An 18,764-nucleotide genomic window follows, 5' to 3' on the forward strand; every position below is an offset into this window, starting at 1 on the left:
ACGCCCCGCTCGGCCGGGGGAGATCCTCGACGCCGAGGGCATGTCGATGACGTGCGGAAGGCGCGCATTCCCGGGAGGCGTACGGAACGGAAACGGCCCGCGCCACCGGAGTGACGCGGGCCGTCGGTCGTAGCCCCGACCGGATTCGAACCGGCGCTACCGCCTTGAGAGGGCGGCGTCCTAGGCCGCTAGACGACGGGGCCAGGACTTTCCGTTGTTGACCTTGCGATCAACGCTGCTGAACTCTACCAGAGACCAGCTACCGGCACCCTTTCGGGTTTCGGTGGCTGGGGTACCAGGACTCGAACCTAGACTAACTGAACCAGAATCAGTCGGGCTGCCAATTACCCCATACCCCATCGGTGCTCGTCGCACCGAAAGCGAACTTTACCGGACCCGGTGGTGCAGACCAAATCGGGTCGGTACCGGGCGACGCCGTACCGCCGCCGCCCCCGCCGGACCTCAGTCGAGGGCCACCACCGGGTTCGACAGCTCGCCGATGCCGCCGACGCGGACCGTGACGGTATCCCCGTCGACGATCGGACTAACCCCCGCCGGGGTACCGGTCAGCACCACGTCGCCCGGGAGCAGCGTCATCACGTGCGAGATATAGGACACCAGGGTCGGAACGTCGAAGACCATGTCCCTGGTCCGGCCGAGCTGGCGTACCTCCATCTCGTCCGCGCCCCGACCCACCTCGCAGCGGACCTCGACGTCGCCGACGTCGATCCCGGTGGAGATCCACGGGCCGAGCGGGCAGAACGAGTCGAAGCCCTTGGCCCGGGTCCACTGCCCGTCCGAGCGTTGCAGGTCCCGCGCGGTCACGTCGTTGGCGCAGGTGTAGCCGAAGACGGCCTGGGCGGCGGCGGCCCGGTCGGCCCGGCGTGCGCCGGGCGGCCCGATCACCACGGCCAGCTCGGCCTCGTGCTCGACCTGCTTGGACTGGGCCGGCAGCCGGATCGCGTCCCGGGGGCCGATCACCGAGGTCGACGGCTTGAGGAAGAGCAGCGGCTCGACCGGTACGTCGTTGCCGAGTTCGGCGGCGTGCTCGACGTAGTTGCGTCCGACACACACCACCTTGCTCGGCAGGATGGGCGAGAGCAGCCGGACGTCGGCCAGCGCCCAGCGGGCGGTGGTGAACCGGATCTCGCCGAACGGATGGCCCTCGATCTCGGCCACGGTCAGGCCCTCGGGACCGGCCTCCGGGTCACCCTCGACGACGCCGAACGACATTCCCTTTGCATGAGCGAAACGAGCGATACGCACGCCGCCAATCTATCCCCACCGGAAGCCGGTGCCGGCGCCCGCGTGCGGCGCGGCGGCACCATACCGCAGCAGGCCAGCCACTGGCGGGGGTTCGATCCTTCCCCGCCGGCCGGCCACCCGTCCGACTTAGCGTTCGGGGCGGGAGGAGACTTCGTGATGCCTGCATCGATCCGACTACGTGCGGTGGGGGCGGTGATCGCGGGTTGCCTGCTGGCCGCCACCGCGCCCGGCACCCCCGCCCAGGCGGCCACCGCCGCTGCCGAGGCGGCCCAGGCCCGAGCGGCCACCGCCGCTGCCAAGGCGGCCCAGGCCCGAGCGGCCACCGCCGCTGCCCGGGCAGCCGGCGCCCCGATCCGACCGACCAGTCCGCTGATCACCGTCGCGATGACCACGTCCGGCGATCCGGCGCCCCGCTACGAGATCCGGGTGCGCAACGGCACCGACGGCATGGTGAAGACGACCGTCCGGCAGGAGCTGCCGCCGGGCGCCACCCCGGCCATGATCAGCCAGGGCGGCGCGGCGAGTGCGCCCGGCACCATGCCGGGGCAACTCGGCACCGAGGTGGTCTGGCAGGTCCAGCTCGGCGCCCGCAGCACCGCGTTGCTCAGCACCACCCTCGTACCGCCGGCGCGCGGGGTCGACGTCACCGCCCCGGCCTGCGCCTTCGTCGCGGGCGGCAACATGCCGTACGACTGCGCGACCGTGACCTGGAACCGGGCCCGGGCGGCCGCCGCCGGTCCCGGCTCTGACGACTCGGCGCAGGCGCAGGCGGCCGCCTCCCCACCCTGGTGGCGCCGGGGCACCCTGCTGGGTACCGCGCTCGCGGCGCTGGTGCTGCTCGCCGCGGCCGGCGGCGCGCTCTGGTGGCGGCGACTGCGTCGGCGGCGCGCCGCCGACCAGGTCAACACCACGCCCGGAGACGGTACCGACCGACGGGCCGCCAAACGGGCCGCTAAGCGGGAAGCGGCGGAACAGCGCGCCGCCGAGAAGCAGGCCGCAGCGGCGCAGCGGCGGGTCCGCAGGTCCGGCAACCCGATCGCCCGGGCCCGGGCCCGGGTACGCGGGGACCACAAGATCCCGGTGCCGGAGAGCGTACGGCGTGCCACCGGCCACCGCCGGATCGGCGGGGCGGCGGAGCAGGCCGCCCCGGCGGCGCCCCCGGTGGCCAGGAGGGCCGGTGCGTCCGCTCACCGGTCCCAGCGCGAGGATCACCAGGCCGGGGGCGAGGATCACCGGACCTGGGCCCAGGATCACCAGATCCCGGGCGAGCAGGCGGGTGCGACCAGGGGCGGGGCTCCGCTGGAGCAGCGGCGGCCGGTCGACGACGACGCGGCGGTGGACGGCGGCGGGCTGCTCCGGGACGGTGGGCTGGCCGCAGCCGACGAACCGGCCGAACCGGGTGGCAACGAACCGGGTGGCCTGGTCGGCATCGCCGGCGGGGCCCGCTACGTCGGGCAGGCGCCGGTACCGCCCCGCACCGCCGCGCCGGCCGACGACGAGGAGCCGGCCGAGGAGCCCGTACCGGAGCCGCCGGAGCCGACCGACGAGGACCTCACCCCGGTGGTCGGCCGGGCCCGCCCCGCCCCGCATCCGGCCACCACCTACCGGCCGCCCCGACGGCGTCCCAGGCCCCCGGCGTGGGCCGCGGTCGGCTCCGCCGCCCTGCTGGCGGTGGCCCTGGCCGCGCTCACCGCGTGGACCGGGTCGAGCCAGGTGAGCGCGATCAACGGCAACCGGCAGCCGTCCAGCGGGGCGTGGGTGGGCAAGACCGTGGCCGGACCGGTCGGTACGAGCCTGCGGGAGAGCGCCTTCGAGTTCACCGTCTACCGGCTGGTCTGCCCACCGGCACCCGGCGGCTGCCAGGCGATCCTCGGGGTACGTAACCTGACCGACAAGAGCCAGCAGTGGCACGGCACGCTGCAACGGGCGTACCTGCCCAACGGGGACTGGGTCGGTGCCGACGTGGCGGCGACGCAGATCGCCAACGCCGGGAAGGACCCGTTCGCCGAACCGGTACCGGCCGGCCAACGCATGATCATGCCGCTGGTGTTCGCCTCGACCGGTGCGGTCGAACCGACCCGGATCGAGCTGCGCAGCGCCGTCTTCTCCGCAGGGGTCAGCGTCGACGTGCCGCACTGAACCTTTTCGACCTCCCCTTGCGGTCCGCCGTGGCCGCAGGTGGAAGCCGGGGCGCGTTCGCCGGGCTGTTCAGGTTGAAAAGGTTCGCCGGGCGGGGCCGCGCGGCGGGCGCCGTACCCTGGAGCGGTGACCGCCGCCCTTGCCCGTACCGTCGTGCTCGACGCGGCGGACTGGCGCGCCCGGCGGGCGGCCCACGAGCGGCGAGTGGACGAGTGGCTGGTGCCGCACCTGGCCCGGCGGGGCAGCGGCACCCGGCATCCGGTGCAGGACTTCCTCTTCACCTACTACTCGCACCGGCCGGCGCAGCTTCGCCGCTGGCATCCCGGCGCCGGAGTGGTGCTCCGGGACGCCGACCCGGCCGAGTTCGGCCGGGACTACCGCGCCGGGGACGCCGGCCTCACCCTCGACACCGAGGCGGTACGCCGGCGTCGGGGCGACTCGGTCGACTGGATCCGCACCCTGCTGACCCGTACCGCCGGCCGGCCCGGCCAGTTCGGCTGCTTCGGCATGCACGAGTGGGCCATGGTCTACCGGCAGACCCAGGCGGAGGTACGGCACAACGCCTGGCCGCTGCGGCTCTCGCCCGAGCAGACCGCCCGGGTGGTGGAGGGCAACCGGATCCGGTGCAGCCACTTCGACGCGTACCGGTTCTTCACCCCGCCGGCCCGACCGCTGAACCTGCTCGCCCCGAGCCGCGAGACGCAAGCCGACAACGAGCAGCCGGGCTGCCTGCACGCCAACATGGACCTCTACAAGTGGGCCTACAAGCTCTCCCCGCTGGTGCCGGGCGAACTGGTCGCCGACGCGTTCGCACTGGCCCGGGAGATCCGCACCCTGGACATGCGGGCCAGCCCGTACGACCTGGCCGCGCTCGGCTATCCGCCGGTCCGGGTGGAGACCCCCGAGGGCCGGGCCGAGTACGCCGCCGCCCAGCGCGGTTTCGCCGAGCGGGCCGCCCCGCTCCGGGCCCGGCTGCTCGCCGCACTGGCGGCGGCCGAGCCCGGCTGACGGTGCCCGAGCCACGCTGACGCCGGGCGCCGGTCGGGTCAGATGATTCCGCCGTTGGCCCGCAGCACCTGGCCGTTGACCCAGTGCCCGGCCGGGCTGGTCAGGAAGGCCACCACCTCGGCGACGTCGTCGGGAGTGCCGAGCCGCTCCAGCGGTGCCTGGCCCGCGAGCTGGGCGATCCGCTGCTCGCTGTTGGCCTGCAGGAACAGGTCGGTGGCGGTCGGCCCGGGTGCGACGGCGTTGACGCTGACATCCCGGCCGCGCATCTCCCGGGCCAGTACCAGGGTCATCGCCTCGACCGCGCCCTTGCTGGCGGCGTAGGCGCTGTAGTTCGGGAAGGCGAGACCGACGACCGAGGAGGAGAAGTTGACCAGCGCGCCGCCGGGGCGGAGCCGGCGTACCGCCTGCTGGTCGACGACGAAGGTGCCCCGGATGTTGGTCCGGTGCAGGTCGTCCAGGTCGGCCAGGTCGAGTTCGGCGAGCGGCGCCAGCGGCATCCGGCCGGCCGCGTGCACGACCACGTCGACGCCGCCGAAGGTCCGCTCGGCGGTGTCGAAGAGTTCGGCGACCGCGTGCTCGTCGGCCACGTCGGCCCGTACGGCGATCGCCCGGCCGCCGGCCGTCTCGACCTCCTTGACCGCGGCCTCGGCCTCGACCTGGTTGCCGGCGTAGCCGACCACGACGGCGAAGCCGTCGGCGGCGAGCCGGGTGACGACCCGGCGGCCGATGCCGCGGGAGCCGCCGGTGACCACAGCGGTACGACCGTTCGGGGTGGCGGGGATGGACGGGGTGGACACAGTGGTTCTCCTTGCTGTTCTCGCGGTTGTGGGGTGCGGGACATCGCCGGGCGTCGCCGGCTGCGACGTCCGCCGGGTTCGTCGTGCCGTTCTTCCGGTTCGGCCGCCGGCCGGTTCGGCCGCCAGCGGTTCGGCCGCCGGCCGGGGTCAGGCGGTGCCGGTGTGGTCGGCCAGTCGGGTCAGCCACTCCAGCAGCAGGGCGGTCTCGGCCGGAGACAGTGGACTGTCCGGCAGTGCCGGCAGCAGCGCGCCGAGGTTCGCGGCGGCCACCGCGACGTTGCCACCGGGTCCGGTCGACTGCTCCGGCCCGCCGGAGGCGTCCGGGGTCAGGATGGCGGTGACGATCGCCTCGCGTACCCGGGTCGCCACCTGGGTGACGTCGGGATAGATGGTCGGGCGGGTGATCAGCAGCAAGGCGACACCGGCGTTCGCCGGCATCACCATCTGGGCCGCCAACCGGGGACTGATCCGCAGCCGTCCGGCCGCGGCGCAGCGTTCGAGCACGCTCAGCAGCAACTGGTGCGCCTCGGTCGCGGCGGCGGGCGGGGTGGAGAGCCCCGGGGAGTACATCAGTCGGTAGAAGTTCGGGTTCTCCAGCGCGAAGGCGACATGGTTGTCCCAGCCGTCGCGGAGGTCGCGCACCGGGTCGTCCGAGGGGACCGCCGCCCGCTTGCCGGCCAGGTACTGCTCGAAACCGAAGTCGACCACGGCGGCCAGCAACCCCTCCTTGTCGCCGAACTGCCGGTAGAGCGCGGGTGCGCCCACCCCGGCGGCCTCGCAGACCGCCCGGGTCGAGACGTCCGCCTCCGGCGACCGGGCCAGCAACTCGGCCGCAGCGTGCAGTATCCGTGTTCTCGCGTCCACGTGAACGACGATAACACCTCGGGTAGCGCCGCTACAAAGAAAGTGTAATCGCCGTTACACAACCTCGTGGATCGCGGTACTACGCTGGCCGAGTGGATCTCGCTGAGGCACAACAGTTGTGGAAACCGGAGCCGGGCTGGCTGAACACCGCCAGCTACGGGCTGCCGCCGGAGCCCGCCTGGGAGGCGCTCCAGGCCGCCCTCGCCGACTGGCGCACCGGTCGTACCTCGTGGGAGGGGTGGGACGCCTCGACCCACCGCTCCCGGGCCGCCTTCGCCCGGCTGGTCGGCGTACCGGTCTCGGACGTGACCGTCGGGGCGACCGTCTCCCAGTTGCTCGCCCCGGTCGGGGCCGCACTGCCCGCCGGAGCCACCGTGCTGGTGCCGGAGGTGGAATTCACCTCCAACCTCTTTCCCTGGCTGGTACACGCCGAGCGCGGGGTGCGGGTCCGCACAGTGCCGGCGGACCGGCTCGCCGAGGAGATCGGGGCCGACACCGACCTCGTCGCGTTCAGCCTGGTCCAGTCGGCGGACGGCACCGTCGCCCGGTACGACGAGATCCTGGCCGCCGCCGAGGCGCACGACGCGCTGGTGGTGGTCGACGCCACCCAGGGCTGCGGCTGGCTGCCGTTCGACGCCGGCCGGGCGGACGTGGTCGCCGTCGGCGCGTACAAGTGGCTGATGGCGCCGCGCGGTGCCGCGTTCGGCTACCTCGGTCCCCGGATCCGGGACCGGATCACCCCGCTCGCCGCCAACTGGTACGCCGGCTCCGACCCGCACGCCTCCTACTACGGGCCGCCGCTACGGCTGGCCGACGACGCCCGCCGGTTCGACCTCTCCCCGGCCTGGTTCTGCTTCGTCGGTGCGGCTCCGGCCCTGGAACTCCTCGTCGGGGTGGGCGTGCCGGCGATCCGGGAGCACAACGTCGGGCTGGCCAACCGCTTCCTGGCCGGCCTCGGCCAGCCGCACCGGGACAGCGCGATCGTCACCGTCGACGTACCCGGTGCGGCGGAGAAGCTGGCGGCGGCCGGCGTCCGCGCCGCGGTCCGGGCCGGCCGGGTACGCGCCTCGTTCCACCTCTACTCCACCGAGCAGGACGTCGACCTGGCCCTGGCCGCCCTGACGTCCTGACCGGCCCCCGGGAGGTCAGTCCGCGTCGGGGCGGCGTAGCTGCTTGAGCTGGCTGCGGCGCTTCTTCTCGGCGAGCCGGCGCTCCTTGGCGCCGCGGCTCGGTTTGGTGGGTCGTCTCGGCGGCGGTGGTGGCGCGATCGCGTCGGCCAGCAGCGCGGTGAGCCGGGCCTGCGCGGCCTCCCGGTTGCGGAGCTGGGCACGGTGCTCCGACGCCGTGACCGTCAGTACCCCGTCGGAGAGCCGGCCGCCCAGCCGGTCCAGCGCCCGGGCCTTGAGCCGCTCCGGCAGCGCCGTCGAGTTCGCCACGTCGAAGGAGAGCTCGGCCCGGGAGTCGGTGGTGTTCACGCCCTGTCCGCCCGGGCCGCTGGACCGGGAGAACCGCCAGTGCAGTTCCGCCTCCGGGATGACGAGGCCGGGTCGGATGGTCAGGGGTGTCATGGTGTCAACCGTACGGCTCAGCCGCCCTTGCCGATGATGGTGTCCGCCGTCTGCTGCACCTGCTCGATCGGGATGGCGAAGCCGATCCCGATCGAACCGCTGCCGTCGATGGTGGCGATCGCGGTGTTCACCCCGACCACCTCACCCCGGGCATTGACCAGCGGACCACCGGAGTTGCCGGGATTGATGGAGGCGTCGGTCTGCACCGCGCTGTGCCGGTTCTCGCCCAGCTTCACCTGCCGGTCCAGCGCGCTGACGATCCCGGCGGTCACCGTGCCGGCGAGCCCCAGCGGCGAGCCGACCGCGAGCACCGGCTCGCCGACCCGGGTGGCGCCGGGCTTGGCCAGCGGCAGCGCCGTCAGTCCGGCCGACGGCGGCACCCGGAGCACCGCGATGTCGCTGCTGGAGTCCCGGCCGACGAGCCGGGCCGGGAACTGCCGGCCGTCCGAGGTCTCCACCATCACCGCGCCGCCGGGCTCCCCGCCGCCGCCCCGGGCCACGATGTGGTCGTTGGTGACGATGTGCTGGAGATCGTCGATGGCGAACCCGGAGCCGCTGGCCGACTTGCCACCCCCGGCCACCATCACCGAGACGACGCCGGGCACCACCTGCGCGGCGGCGGCCACCAGGTCGGCCGGGATGGCGGCCTGCGCCGCCCTGCCCCGCTCCGTCGTCTCCTGGCTGGCCACGTAGCCGCCGGCCAGGCCACCGGAGCCGATCGCGAGCGCGACCACCGCCAGCGCGGCGAGCAGCGCGCGCCGCCGCCGGGTCGCCCGGTCGGCCGCCAGCACCTCACCGGGTACGCCCGGAACGCCGCGCCCGTCCGGCTCCAGGTCCGGTGAGATGAACCATGGACCGCGCGGTTCGCCGAGTCCGGTCTGCGTTGCCATAGCTCACTCCTCGTCAGTCCATCGTCGGATCAGGGCAGCAGGTGTGCCGGTCCGCCTCGGCGGGGCCGGGCCGGTCCAGCGCGGTCTACGGCAGCCGGGAGAACCACGCCATCGAGCCACCCGCCGCCGCCAGGGCCAGCAGCAGCCCGATGCCGATGAACCGGGCGGAGATGTCCTGCTTCTCCGTGCGGTAGCCGACCGAGGTCCCGATGTCCTCGTACACGGCACGCAGCTCGGCGCTGCTGCCCGCCTCGTGGTAGCCGCCCTTGGTCTGCTCGGCGACCGCCCGCAGGGTCTGGCCGTCCACCGGCACCCTGATCGGCCGGCCACCCCGGGCGACGTAGCCGGAGGCGGTGCCGAACGAGATGGTGTGCACCGGTACGCCCACCTTCACCGCCTCCTCGGCGGCGGACATCGGGTCGCGTCCGGAGGTGTTCGCCCCGTCGGAGAGCAGCACGATCCGGGCCGGCGGCGGGTTCTTCGCGGCCTGGGCGTCGAAGGTCTTGATCGCCTCCAGCGAGGTGCCGATCGCCTCGCCGATCGCGGTGCCCTGCACTCCGGTGCTGCCCTCGGCGAGTCGTCTGATCCCGGAGTGCAGCGCCGACCGGTCGGTGCCCGGCGGCACGAGTACCGCCGCGCTGCCGGCGAAGGCGACCAGCCCGACGTTGAACTCGTCGGGCAGCGTCTCGGCGAACCGGTGCGCAGCCGACTTCGCCGCCGCCAGCCGGTCCGGTTCGACGTCGGTCGCCAGCATCGAGGTGGAGACGTCCACCGCGACCATCACGGTGGCCCGCTCCCGGGGCACCCTGACCTCCGCCTCCGGCCGGGCGAAGCCGACGACCAGCAGCGCCATCATGGCCAGGAACAGTCCGGCCGGCAGGTGCCGTCGCCAGGACGGCCGGTCCGGCGCGACCCGGTCCAGCAGCCGCAGGTTGGTGAAGCGGACGGCGTACCGGCTGCGGCGCCGTTGCAGCACGACGTACCAGATGCCGAGCCCGACCACGCCGAGCAGCAGGAACAGCCGCTCCGGAGACTGCCAGGTCATGCCGCGCCTCCCCGTACCGCTGCCACGGGCGGGCGGGCCGCGCCGGCCAGCCGCCGTTGGGTGTGTACGTGTCGGACGATGTCCGCGATCCAGTCCCGGTCGGTACGCAACGACAGGTGCGCGGCGCCCGCCCGGCGCAGCGCCTGCCGGACCAGTTCGCGCTGGCCGGCCGCTGCGGCGGCGTACCGCTGCCGGAGCCGGCGGTCCGCAGTGGACACCTCGCGCCGCCGGCCCGTCTCCGGGTCGACCAGGGTGACCAGTCCGACGTCCGGCAGCTCCAGTTCGCGCGGGTCGACCACCTCGACCGCCAGCACCTGGTGGCGTACGCCGAGCCGGCGGACGGCCCGCTCCCAGGCCGGCGTGCCGCCCTCGGTCTCGGGCAGCCCGTCGAGGAAGTCCGAGACCAGCACTGCCAGGCCCCGGCCGGCGGTGGCCCGGTGCAGCGTGGTCACCGCGTCGGCGAGCGCCGGGGCGCCGCCGGAGGTGTCGCGCCGGGGCGCCGCGAGCAGCATGTTGAGCAGGCCCAGCAGGTGGGTCCGACCGGTCCGGGCCGGGAAGCGGCGGATCCCGGTGCCGTCGAGCAGGTGTGCGCCGAGCCGGTTGCCCACCCCGGCGGTGAGGAAGCCGACCGCCGCCGTCGCGGCCACCGCGAGTTCCCGCTTGTCGAGCTCGGCGGTGCCGAAGTGCATGCTGGGGGTGGAGTCGACCAGCAGCCAGGTGGTCAGTTCCCGGTCGGCGTCCACCTCCCGGACGTGCGGCAGGGTGGTCCGGGCGGTCACCGCCCAGTCCATCCGGCGCACCTCGTCCTCGCCGGGCCGGTATTCCCGGGCGCCGCTGTACTCGCTGCCGGGGCCGGGGAGCAGGCCGAGGTGCTGGCCGTGCAGCAGCCCGTCGAGCCGGCGGGTGACCAGCAGTTCCAGCCGGCGCAGCCGGTGCTCGGGAGCGAGCTGACCCAGCGTGGGGTCGCCGCTGCCCCGCCGAGCGCCGTCGGAGCCGATCCGGGAAATCCGACCACCCGTCCGGGCGTCCTGGCCCGTTCGGCTGGCCCGGCTCACGCGACCGCCAGGCCGCGCCGGTGTTCCTCACGACTCGGCGCGATCCGGGGCGGCGGGACCGCCTCGACCAGCCGGCGTACCACCGACTCCGCCGGTACCCCGTCGGCGATCGCGTCGAACGACAGCACCAGCCGGTGCGCGATCACCTCGGAGGCGAGTTCGCGTACGTCGTCGGGGAGCACGTAGTCCCGCCCGCGCAGCAGGGCCTGGGCGCGGGCGGCGGCGACCAGCCCGAGGGTGGCCCGCGGACTCGCCCCGTACGCGAGCAGCGGCGCGACCTCCGGCACCCCGAACCGGGCGGGATCCCGGGTGGCCAGGATCAGCCGTACGACGTACTCGGCCAGCGCGTGGTGCACGAAGACCCGCGAGGCCCGGTCCTGGAGTGCGCGCAACCGCTCCGGATCCAGTACCGCCCGCGCGGTCGGCCGCTCCGCGCTCATCCGGTAGAGGATGGCCAGCTCGTCGGCGTCGGTGGGGTAGTCGACGAGGATCTTCAGCAGGAACCGGTCGCGTTGTGCCTCCGGTAGCTGGTAGACCCCCTCCGACTCGATCGGGTTCTGGGTGGCGAGGACCAGGAACGGCTCGGGTACCGGGTAACTCCGGCCGCCGATCGAGACCTGCCGTTCGGCCATCGCCTCCAGCAACGCCGACTGCACCTTCGCCGGCGCCCGGTTGATCTCGTCGGCCAGTACCAGGTTCGCCATCACCGGACCCAGCTCCACGTCGAAGCTCTCCGAGGAGGCGCGGTAGATCCGGGTACCGACGATGTCCGACGGCACCAGGTCCGGAGTGAACTGGATCCGGGAGAAGTTCCCGCCCACCGCGACGGCCAGGGTCTGCGCGGCGAGTGTCTTCGCCACCCCCGGTACGCCCTCCAGCAGGCAGTGCCCGTCGGCCAGCAACGCGGTGAAGAGCCGCTCCACCAACCTGTCCTGCCCGACGATCACCCGCTTGACCTCGAAGAGGGCCTGTTCCAGCTCGGGGCCGGCGGAGGCCGTCTCGACCGGCCTGGGGCGGGTGGCCACGGTGTCTGACATGTCCGTCACGGTGCGGGCTTCCCGAGGTCACCGGCGGCAAACCCCCGGTCGCCACAGTGTCATGACAAGTTCTGTCACACGCACAACTCGGGGCGCCGGAAACCTCCGCCGTACCAATAAAATCGGCGGCACACAAACCCGTCAGCGGAGCCGGGACGGGACGAAACGCAGGAGGCGCTGTGTTGCTGCGACGGTGCGGAGCGGTGCTGCTGGCGGTCGCCTCGGTGGTGGTCTTCGCGGCACCCGCCACGGCGGCTCCCGATCCGGGTCCCCCGCCGAGCTACGCCGGCTTCCGGCTGGTCAAGGCGGTCCCCGGCGAGCCCGGCACGCCGCGGATCACCCTGCCCGCCGGCTACGAACTCGTCCCCGGCACCGCGACCCAGGTGGCCAGCCGGGCCGAGTACTACTCCTTCGTCCGGGGGCCGCGCAGCGAGGCGGTCACCGTCACCGTCGACTGGCCCGGCACCTGGGTCGGCTCGGTGGTCGCCTCGGACACCCGGCTGGCGATCCGCCGGCACCCCGGCACGCCCTACCGGATCAGCTTCACCCTGCCGGTGACCTGGTCGTCGGTGAACGCCAACCAGGCGACCGTGCAGGTCTGGAGCATGCTCAGCCCGGACACCTCGACCGGGCTGCACTGGCGGATCGAGCACAACGACCCGGACCGGGTGGCCGGGCCGTGGACCACCGTCGCCTGGCCGGCCACACAGGCCGCCTCCGTGATCAACTACATGATCGCCAGCGAGGCGGCGCTCCAGGACTCCGGGCTGGTCGCCGAGGCACGCCGCAAGGGGCACTTCTTCTCGCTGATGGGCTTCGAGACCAACAACGTGCTGCACCCGGACAACCCACCGCACTGGCACCTCGCGTACTACCCCGGCCTCACCTACGGCGCGCCCAGGGCGCACGTGCCGCACTTCTGGGTCGACGCCCAGGGCAAGACCTACTACAACGGGATGGACATCCAGGGCCAGGGTCGCAGCCGCTTCTACGCCGGTGACCCGGCGCAGATCCACGACCTCGACAACAACCTGGTCGTCACCCTCACCATCCGGGCCGACGGCGGGCTGGACATCGATCCGCCGGCCGGACCGCGCTACTCGATCACCGCCCCGGACGGGAACTTCTCGCACCAGGTCGACGTCGCCCGGGACGGCGTACCGTGGCGCTCGGTGGTCAGCCGGGACCACGTGAAGATCGGCGTACTGGTCACCCAGGTGAAGGACCACCAGTCGCGCGGTACGCACCGGACCACCGTCCACCGGTACGACGCGCTGACCGGGGTGCTGACCAACACCTGGCCCGGCGGGCACTAGACCGGCACCCCGCACACGTTCTTCACCGGCTCTCCACACCCGAGGGTTAGCGTGCCGGTGTGGATGTCGATCTCGACCCGGAGCCCCCGCCCACGGCCGTGCCGGGCCGGACGCGTCGGCGGCTGCTGACCGGGCTCTGCTGGTTGCTGGTGCTGCCCGTGCTCGGCCTGCTGGCGGTACGGCTGGCCGGGCTGGAGCGGGGCCCGCTGGTGCAACTGCTGGCCTTCACGCCGTACCTGCTGGCCTGGACGCTGGTGCCGCTCGGGCTGGCCCTGGCCGCCCGGCGCTGGTGGCCCGCGGGCGCCGCGGCCGTCGCCGCGCTCCTGCTGGTCGCGCTGGTCGCGCCCCGGGCACTGCCGGACCGTCAGCCGGCCGCCGAGGGCACGCCGCTGCGGGTACTCACCGCCAACCTGCTCGCCGGGGCCGCCGAGCCGGAGGCGCTCGTCGCGCTGGTCCGGAGCGCCCGGGTCGACGTGCTCGCCGCGCAGGAGTTCACCCGAGAGGCCGAAGCGGCACTGGACCGGTTGGGCCTGGCCGAACTGCTGCCGTACCGGCAGGTCAATCCGGAGGTTGGCACGACCGGGTCGGCGCTGTACTCCCGCCATCCGCTCCGGGAGACCGGCACCCGGCGCAACGGGGGCGGCTTCTCCCAGGCGTACGCCACGCTCCAGCCTCCGGACGGGCCAGCGGTACTGGTGGAGTCGGTGCATCCGATGGCGCCCGCCACGCTGGCCTGGCTGGCCGCCTGGCGCGCCGACCTGCGGGCCCAGCCACCGGCCACTCCGGACGGGCCGCTGCGGATCCTGGCCGGGGACTTCAACGCCACCCTCGACCACGCCCCGCTGCGTGACCTGCTCGACACCGGGTACGCCGACGCCGCCGACTCGGTCGGGGCGGGGCTCACCGGCACCTGGGGCCCGTACGACGGCGACCCGATCCCGCCGGTGACCATCGACCACGTACTGGTGGACCGGCGGATCGCGGTCGACCGGGTGGCGGTGTTCCGGCTGCCCGGCTCCGACCACCGCCCGGTACTGGCCGAAGTGGTCCTGCCGGCTCGCTGACCGAGCATCGGGATTCGGTTCCGACGCGGACATCGCCCGGGCAGGGCGACCTCGTGTCCGCCGGGCCACCACCTCCACCGGACGCCGCCGGCCTCCGTGTCCGTTCGGGGGGACACGGAGGCCGGCGGGCACCGGGGGGTCAGGGCAGGAACACTGCCAGGTGGAAGCTCCGGTTGGCCGGCTGGTTGGCCGCGTTCCAGGTCTGCACGAAGACGCCCTGGGCCAGGTTGGTCCGGCCGACCACCGAGATGAAGCCGGACGGTGAGGTGCCGACGCTGCCGGTCAACCCGATGGTGGCGACGAACGCCCCGGCGGCCACCGGCACGTTGAAGACCACCTGGTAGAGGCCGAGGCCCAGTGAGGTCGCCGAGACCGCCTGGTTGCTGCGGATCAGGCCGCCGTTCGCGCTGACCACGGCGAAGAGCTGCGCGCTCGACGCCTGGACGCCCGCGTCGCCCTTGAGTAGCGCGGACTTGGCCAGGTCGATGTCGGCCTGGGTCACCGGCGGCTGCTGGACCATCTTGCCGTTGACCCGGACCGCGTCGGGGTCGGCACGGTGGCTCGGCCCGGCGACGGCGATGCCGCCACCGACGAGGGTCAGCGCGAGTGCTCCGACGACTAGCAGGATCGTCTTACGTCCAAAGATTCTGGCCATGACGTCATCTCTTTCTTTCTACCCACGATGGTGATGGTCGTCTCCGACGATGGAGATGGTCCGAACTGTCGACCTGCTGTTCCGGGTACGCCCCCGCCCGGCGAGACTCGCGACCGAAATTGACTGCCCGACAATTGCCATGGGCACTTTCGGTACGAGTCACCGGCGGACAGGAAGGCTGCGTCAGTCCTTGACGCACGATTGTTTCGCTCGTTGAACGCCCGACCGACGCCGATCGTCATTCCGCGTTCACCAGCAGATACTACTTAGAGTGGCCACTCAACAACCATGAGCGAACATAGCATTCGGCAAAGCAGCAGGTCAATAGCGGTTTCATCTGCCCGGGGAACCCGCTTGGCCGGCGCACAACGGGCCGCCACACTCCGCGCATGATTTCCGGGAATGCGTAACGCACTCAGATCTCACGTTCATTTTCGCTTTTCCGGAAATGGCGACGGGTGTGCCCGGGAACGGAACGGCCCCGCTCGCGGTCGTCACCGCGGCGGGGCCGTCACTCGGGTCGTCGGCTCAGACCTCGGCGGGGGTACGCGCCACCCCGTACGTCAGCGCGTCGACCAGCGCGTGCCAGCTCGCCTCCACCACGTTCGGGTGTACGCCCACCGTGGTCCAGTCCCGGCCGCCGCTGTCGGCCGTCTCCACCAGTACCCGGGTGATCGCACCGGTGCCGTGGCTGCCCTCCAGGATCCGAACCTTGTAGTCGGCCAGCTCGAACCCGCGCAGTTCCGGATAGTGCCGGAGCAGCGCCACCCGCAGCGCCTCGTCGAGGGCATTGATCGGCCCGTTCCCCTCGGCGGTGGCGATCACCCGCTCGCCGCGTACCCGGAGCTTCACCGTCGCCTCGGAGACCACCGCGCCGTCCTCGCGGTGCTCGACCTGTACCCGGTACGACTCCAGCGCGAACGGCCGGGGCGCGCTCATCCCGGGCAACTCGGCGCGGACCAGCAGCTCGAACGAGGCGTCGGCGGCCTCGAACGACCAGCCGCCGGCCTCCAGCTCCTTGACCCGCTTGGTGACCCGCGCCGCGGCGTCGGGATGGCCGGCCAGGTCCAGACCGAGTTCACGGCTCTTCAGCTCGATGCTGGCCCGGCCGGCCATCTCCGTCACCAGGATCCGCATGTCGTTCCCCACCACGGCGGGGTCCACATGGTTGTAGAGCAGCGGATCCACCTTGATCGCGCTCGCGTGCAGCCCCGCCTTGTGGGCGAAGGCGGCGGCCCCGACGTAGGCCTGGTGGGTGTCGGGGGCGATGTTGGCGATCTCGGCGATGGCGTGCGAGACGCGCACCATCTGCTCCAGGCACCCGTCCGGTAGGACCGGTAGCCCGAGCTTGAGTTGCAGGTTGGCGACCACCGCGAACAGGTCGGCGTTGCCGGGCCGTTCGCCGTAGCCGTTGGCGGTGCCCTGGAAGTGGCGTACCCCGGCCTCGACCGCGGCGATGGTGTTCGCTACCGCGCAGCCGGTGTCGTTCTGGGTGTGTATGCCGAGCCGGGCCGGCGAGATCCCGAGCCGCTCGGTCAGCTCGCCGATCGCCGCGGTCACCTGGGAGGGCAGCATCCCGCCGTTGGTGTCGCACATCACCACGACCTCCGCGCCGGCTTCGAGGGCGGTCTCCACCACCGAAGAGGTGTACGCCGGGTCGTGCCGGAAGCCGTCGAAGAAGTGCTCACAGTCCAGGAAGGCCCGCCGCCCCTGCCCGACGAGGTGGGCCACGCTGTCCCGGACCATCGCCAGGTTCTCCGCCCCGGTGGTGCGCAGCGCCCGCTCGACGTGCCGGATGTCGGACTTCGCGACCAGGCAGACCGCCGGAGTCTCGGCGTCCAGCAGCGCGCGAAGCTGCGGGTCGGCGTCGACGGCCACGCCGGCCTTGCGGGTGGAGCCGAAGGCGACCAGGACGGCGTGCTTCAGGTCCAGCTCCGTCCGGGCCCGGCGGAAGAACTCGGTGTCCTTCGGCATCGCCCCCGGCCAGCCCCCCTCGATGAAGCCGACGCCGAACTCGTCGAGCAGCCGGGCCACCGCCAGCTTGTCGACGACCGAGTAGCTGATCCCCTCGCGCTGCGCGCCGTCGCGCAGCGTCGTGTCGAACACCTGGTACGTCATCTGATCTCCTTCGAGAAGGGCGCAGCCCCTGCTCCGATGCCTTCCTGGCCCGACAAACAAAATGACCCCCCGCGGATGCGGGAGGTCTGCGCGCTCGGCGGGGGAGGATGCCGGCGCGCTAGTTGCCAATAATGAGTGCGGAGCAGGTCACGGACCGTACTCTGCCACGGTCGCAAGAAATCTGGGAGAAAAAATCCACATCCCGGGACCGAAGGGCCCGACCCGCAGGTCCGGAGCGGCGGGCCGGACGCCGGGCGGTCACCTCGCCTTCCTCCTACGGTCGTCGCCGATGAACACTCTCGTTCGCCGACCCGGCCGGCGCGGCGCCCGGGTCGCGGCGCCCGGGTCGCGGCGCCATGGCAAAGCCGTCGAAGGTCTTGCGTGTAGGGATCGACCACGGTGGGTAGGTGTCCTCGGGACAGCGGAGAACGTCGAGACAGTCGAGAAGAGGAGTGATAGCCAGTGGACAGGCTCGATCCTCAGACGACCCCGCAGCAACAGACGCCGGATCCCCTGATCCATGGTGGCGGTGGCGCGTTCGCGGGCGGCACGCCTGCGGGCGAGTTCGACCCGTGGCGCTACCGGGACGACGCCGGGGTGACCGGCGCCGACCTGGTGGGCTACAAGGTGGAGGCGACCGACGGCGGCATTGGCAAGATCGACAGTGCCAGCCACGACGTGAACGCCAGCTACCTGGTGGTGGACACCGGCCCGTGGATCTTCGGCAAGAAGGTCATGTTGCCGGCCGGCGTGGTGAACCACGTCGATCACGACGACCGGAAGGTGTACGTCGACCGGAGCAAGGACCAGATCAAGGCCGCCCCGGAGTTCGACGGCGCCGAGTACGAGGATCCGGCCTACCGGGACAAGCTCGGTGGCTACTACGGCGGGACGTACGGCCCCTCGGGCTGGACGATTCCGCCGGGCCGCGCCATGTGACACGCGACCCGCAGTCGACTGGCCGGTGGGGCGTCCGCCCCGCCGGCCAGCGGCGTCTCCGGGGTCCACCCGCCCGAGCACCGCGGACCCCCGCACCGGAAAGCACCGGCGGGGGTGGTCCGGCACAGGCACTACGGTGGTCGGGTGGACGGAACTTCGACGCGTACGACGGCCTTCGAAACCCTCTTCAACTTCCGGGACGTCGGCGGCGTTCCCGGGCTCGACGGCCGGCCGGTCCGTCGCCGGCGGTTGTACCGGTCGGACTCACCGCACCGGATCGACGGCGTGGACCGGGAGGCGTTCGAGGCGCTCGGCATCCGCACCGTGGTCGACCTGCGTCGCCCCGCCGAGGTACGCCGGCACGGCCGGGTACCCGCCTACGACGGCCTGGTCTACCAGCACATCCATCCGGAGCACCCGCTGTGGGAGGAGTCGGGGTACTCCGAGGAACTGGGGCTGGCCCGCTGGCTGGCGGACCGCTACCACGACCTCGCCACCGCCGGCTCGGCAGGCCTGGTGGCGGCGATCGAGGTGATCGCCGACGCCGGGGCCGCGCCGGTGCTCGTGCACTGCGTGGCCGGCAAGGACCGGACCGGGGTCGTCTGTGCGCTCACCCTGTCGCTGCTCGGCGTCGCCGACGCCGACATCGCCGACGACTACGCCCGGAGCACCGCCGCCTCGGCCCGGTTCAGCGAGTGGCTGGCCAGCACCATGCCGGACGATCCGCCGCTGCCGGCACCGTTCCTCGCCTCGCCGGCCGAGGCGATGACCCTGTTCCTGGCCGAGCTGCGCGACCGGCACGGCTCGGTGCCGGACTACCTGGTCGGCGCCGGCCTGGCCGCGGCCCGGATCGACGCGCTCCGCACCCACCTGCTGGACTGAGCCGGTCGGCCGGTCGGCCGACCGGCCGAGCCGCGCACCGTACCGGTACGGGCCGGGTCCGACGGACCCGGCCCGCCTGGGCGATCTCCTCCCGGATCTTCGCCCGCCGCCGCTCGATCCG

At 72.9% G+C, this 18,764-nt stretch carries 17 protein-coding genes and 2 tRNA genes; 7 read left to right on the forward strand and 12 right to left on the reverse strand.

Annotated elements, in window-relative coordinates:
* Window positions 1-130 precede the first annotated feature (130 nt).
* The 3 genes from ACQEVC_RS00740 to ACQEVC_RS00750 all read right to left on the reverse strand — a co-directional run bounded on the left by ACQEVC_RS00740 (window position 131) and on the right by ACQEVC_RS00750 (window position 1,266).
* Window positions 131-203: transfer RNA gene (locus tag ACQEVC_RS00740), tRNA-Glu, on the reverse strand.
* 81 nt (window positions 204-284) lie between these two features.
* Window positions 285-359: transfer RNA gene (locus tag ACQEVC_RS00745), tRNA-Gln, on the reverse strand.
* Between the two features lie 103 nt (window positions 360-462).
* The gene (locus tag ACQEVC_RS00750; RefSeq protein WP_432872318.1) at window positions 463-1,266 is read right to left on the reverse strand and encodes a fumarylacetoacetate hydrolase family protein; all 804 of its coding nucleotides are present in this window, start codon (window positions 1,264-1,266) and stop codon (window positions 463-465) included.
* Window positions 1,267-1,422: 156 nt separating this feature from the next.
* Here ACQEVC_RS00750 and ACQEVC_RS00755 point away from each other — a divergent pair, with 156 nt between their 5' ends.
* Window positions 1,423-3,405 carry a hypothetical protein gene (locus tag ACQEVC_RS00755; RefSeq protein WP_432872320.1) on the forward strand — a complete coding sequence of 661 codons (1,983 nt, stop codon included), beginning with the start codon at window positions 1,423-1,425 and terminating at the stop codon, window positions 3,403-3,405.
* Window positions 3,406-3,531: 126 nt separating this feature from the next.
* A complete protein-coding gene (locus ACQEVC_RS00760; protein WP_432872322.1) occupies window positions 3,532-4,413 on the forward strand; it encodes a 3-methyladenine DNA glycosylase in 882 nt (293 codons plus the stop codon).
* Between the two features lie 38 nt (window positions 4,414-4,451).
* Here the strand turns inward: ACQEVC_RS00760 and ACQEVC_RS00765 are convergent, their stop codons facing one another.
* Complete coding sequence (locus ACQEVC_RS00765) at window positions 4,452-5,210, reverse strand: SDR family oxidoreductase (RefSeq protein ID WP_432872324.1); 759 nt, start codon at window positions 5,208-5,210, stop codon at window positions 4,452-4,454.
* Between the two features lie 147 nt (window positions 5,211-5,357).
* Window positions 5,358-6,074: a TetR/AcrR family transcriptional regulator gene (locus tag ACQEVC_RS00770; RefSeq protein WP_432872326.1), complete on the reverse strand. Its 717-nt coding sequence runs from the start codon at window positions 6,072-6,074 to the stop codon at window positions 5,358-5,360.
* A gap of 92 nt (window positions 6,075-6,166) precedes the next feature.
* Here ACQEVC_RS00770 and ACQEVC_RS00775 point away from each other — a divergent pair, with 92 nt between their 5' ends.
* Window positions 6,167-7,204: an aminotransferase class V-fold PLP-dependent enzyme gene (locus tag ACQEVC_RS00775; protein ID WP_432872328.1), complete on the forward strand. Its 1,038-nt coding sequence runs from the start codon at window positions 6,167-6,169 to the stop codon at window positions 7,202-7,204.
* A gap of 15 nt (window positions 7,205-7,219) precedes the next feature.
* On the opposite strand, the gene arfB is transcribed toward ACQEVC_RS00775, so the two are convergent.
* The 5 genes from arfB to ACQEVC_RS00800 form a co-directional block, all read right to left on the reverse strand.
* The gene (gene arfB / locus ACQEVC_RS00780; RefSeq protein ID WP_318395443.1) at window positions 7,220-7,642 is read right to left on the reverse strand and encodes an alternative ribosome rescue aminoacyl-tRNA hydrolase ArfB; all 423 of its coding nucleotides are present in this window, start codon (window positions 7,640-7,642) and stop codon (window positions 7,220-7,222) included.
* 17 nt (window positions 7,643-7,659) lie between these two features.
* Window positions 7,660-8,532 carry a S1C family serine protease gene (locus tag ACQEVC_RS00785; RefSeq protein ID WP_346256233.1) on the reverse strand — a complete coding sequence of 291 codons (873 nt, stop codon included), beginning with the start codon at window positions 8,530-8,532 and terminating at the stop codon, window positions 7,660-7,662.
* A gap of 85 nt (window positions 8,533-8,617) precedes the next feature.
* Complete coding sequence (locus tag ACQEVC_RS00790; RefSeq protein WP_432872331.1) at window positions 8,618-9,577, reverse strand: VWA domain-containing protein; 960 nt, start codon at window positions 9,575-9,577, stop codon at window positions 8,618-8,620.
* Window positions 9,574-10,575, reverse strand: coding sequence for a DUF58 domain-containing protein (locus ACQEVC_RS00795; RefSeq protein ID WP_432890919.1), 1,002 nt, complete (start codon window positions 10,573-10,575; stop codon window positions 9,574-9,576). Before ACQEVC_RS00795 ends, ACQEVC_RS00790 begins: the two co-directional genes overlap by 4 nt.
* Before the next feature lie 53 nt (window positions 10,576-10,628).
* Window positions 10,629-11,678 (reverse strand): AAA family ATPase, encoded by a 1,050-nt coding sequence (locus tag ACQEVC_RS00800; RefSeq protein ID WP_432872333.1) that lies wholly within the window; start codon window positions 11,676-11,678, stop codon window positions 10,629-10,631.
* A gap of 170 nt (window positions 11,679-11,848) precedes the next feature.
* Here ACQEVC_RS00800 and ACQEVC_RS00805 point away from each other — a divergent pair, with 170 nt between their 5' ends.
* Entirely contained in the window at window positions 11,849-12,985 is a 1,137-nt protein-coding gene (locus tag ACQEVC_RS00805) for a hypothetical protein (protein ID WP_432872335.1), read from the forward strand.
* A gap of 98 nt (window positions 12,986-13,083) precedes the next feature.
* Window positions 13,084-14,049, forward strand: coding sequence for an endonuclease/exonuclease/phosphatase family protein (locus tag ACQEVC_RS00810; protein ID WP_432890922.1), 966 nt, complete (start codon window positions 13,084-13,086; stop codon window positions 14,047-14,049).
* Window positions 14,050-14,188: 139 nt separating this feature from the next.
* Here ACQEVC_RS00810 and ACQEVC_RS00815 read toward each other — a convergent pair whose 3' ends face one another.
* Both ACQEVC_RS00815 and cimA read right to left on the reverse strand, forming a co-directional pair.
* A complete protein-coding gene (locus tag ACQEVC_RS00815; protein WP_432872337.1) occupies window positions 14,189-14,704 on the reverse strand; it encodes a hypothetical protein in 516 nt (171 codons plus the stop codon).
* Window positions 14,705-15,232: 528 nt separating this feature from the next.
* Window positions 15,233-16,822, reverse strand: a complete 1,590-nt coding sequence (gene cimA / locus ACQEVC_RS00820) for a citramalate synthase (RefSeq protein WP_432872339.1) — start codon at window positions 16,820-16,822, stop codon at window positions 15,233-15,235.
* 462 nt (window positions 16,823-17,284) lie between these two features.
* Between cimA and ACQEVC_RS00825 the strand changes: the two genes are divergently transcribed.
* Complete coding sequence (locus ACQEVC_RS00825) at window positions 17,285-17,761, forward strand: PRC-barrel domain-containing protein (protein WP_432872341.1); 477 nt, start codon at window positions 17,285-17,287, stop codon at window positions 17,759-17,761.
* 144 nt (window positions 17,762-17,905) lie between these two features.
* The gene (locus ACQEVC_RS00830) at window positions 17,906-18,643 is read left to right on the forward strand and encodes a tyrosine-protein phosphatase (RefSeq protein ID WP_432872343.1); all 738 of its coding nucleotides are present in this window, start codon (window positions 17,906-17,908) and stop codon (window positions 18,641-18,643) included.
* Window positions 18,644-18,764: the final 121 nt, after the last annotated feature.

The organism is Plantactinospora sp. CA-294935 (genome assembly GCF_050936445.1).
Lineage (GTDB): Bacteria > Actinomycetota > Actinomycetes > Mycobacteriales > Micromonosporaceae > Plantactinospora.

What these genes read in the sequence shown, in the direction of transcription:
- cimA (WP_432872339.1), bottom strand. Translation starts at nt 16,822, where the DNA reads ATGACGTACCAGGTGTTCGACACGACGCTGCGCGACGGCGCGCAGCGC.
- ACQEVC_RS00790 (WP_432872331.1), bottom strand. Translation starts at nt 9,577, where the DNA reads ATGACCTGGCAGTCTCCGGAGCGGCTGTTCCTGCTGCTCGGCGTGGTC.
- arfB (WP_318395443.1), bottom strand. Translation starts at nt 7,642, where the DNA reads ATGACACCCCTGACCATCCGACCCGGCCTCGTCATCCCGGAGGCGGAA.
- ACQEVC_RS00815 (WP_432872337.1), bottom strand. Translation starts at nt 14,704, where the DNA reads ATGGCCAGAATCTTTGGACGTAAGACGATCCTGCTAGTCGTCGGAGCA.
- ACQEVC_RS00755 (WP_432872320.1), top strand. Translation starts at nt 1,423, where the DNA reads ATGCCTGCATCGATCCGACTACGTGCGGTGGGGGCGGTGATCGCGGGT.
- ACQEVC_RS00785 (WP_346256233.1), bottom strand. Translation starts at nt 8,532, where the DNA reads ATGGCAACGCAGACCGGACTCGGCGAACCGCGCGGTCCATGGTTCATC.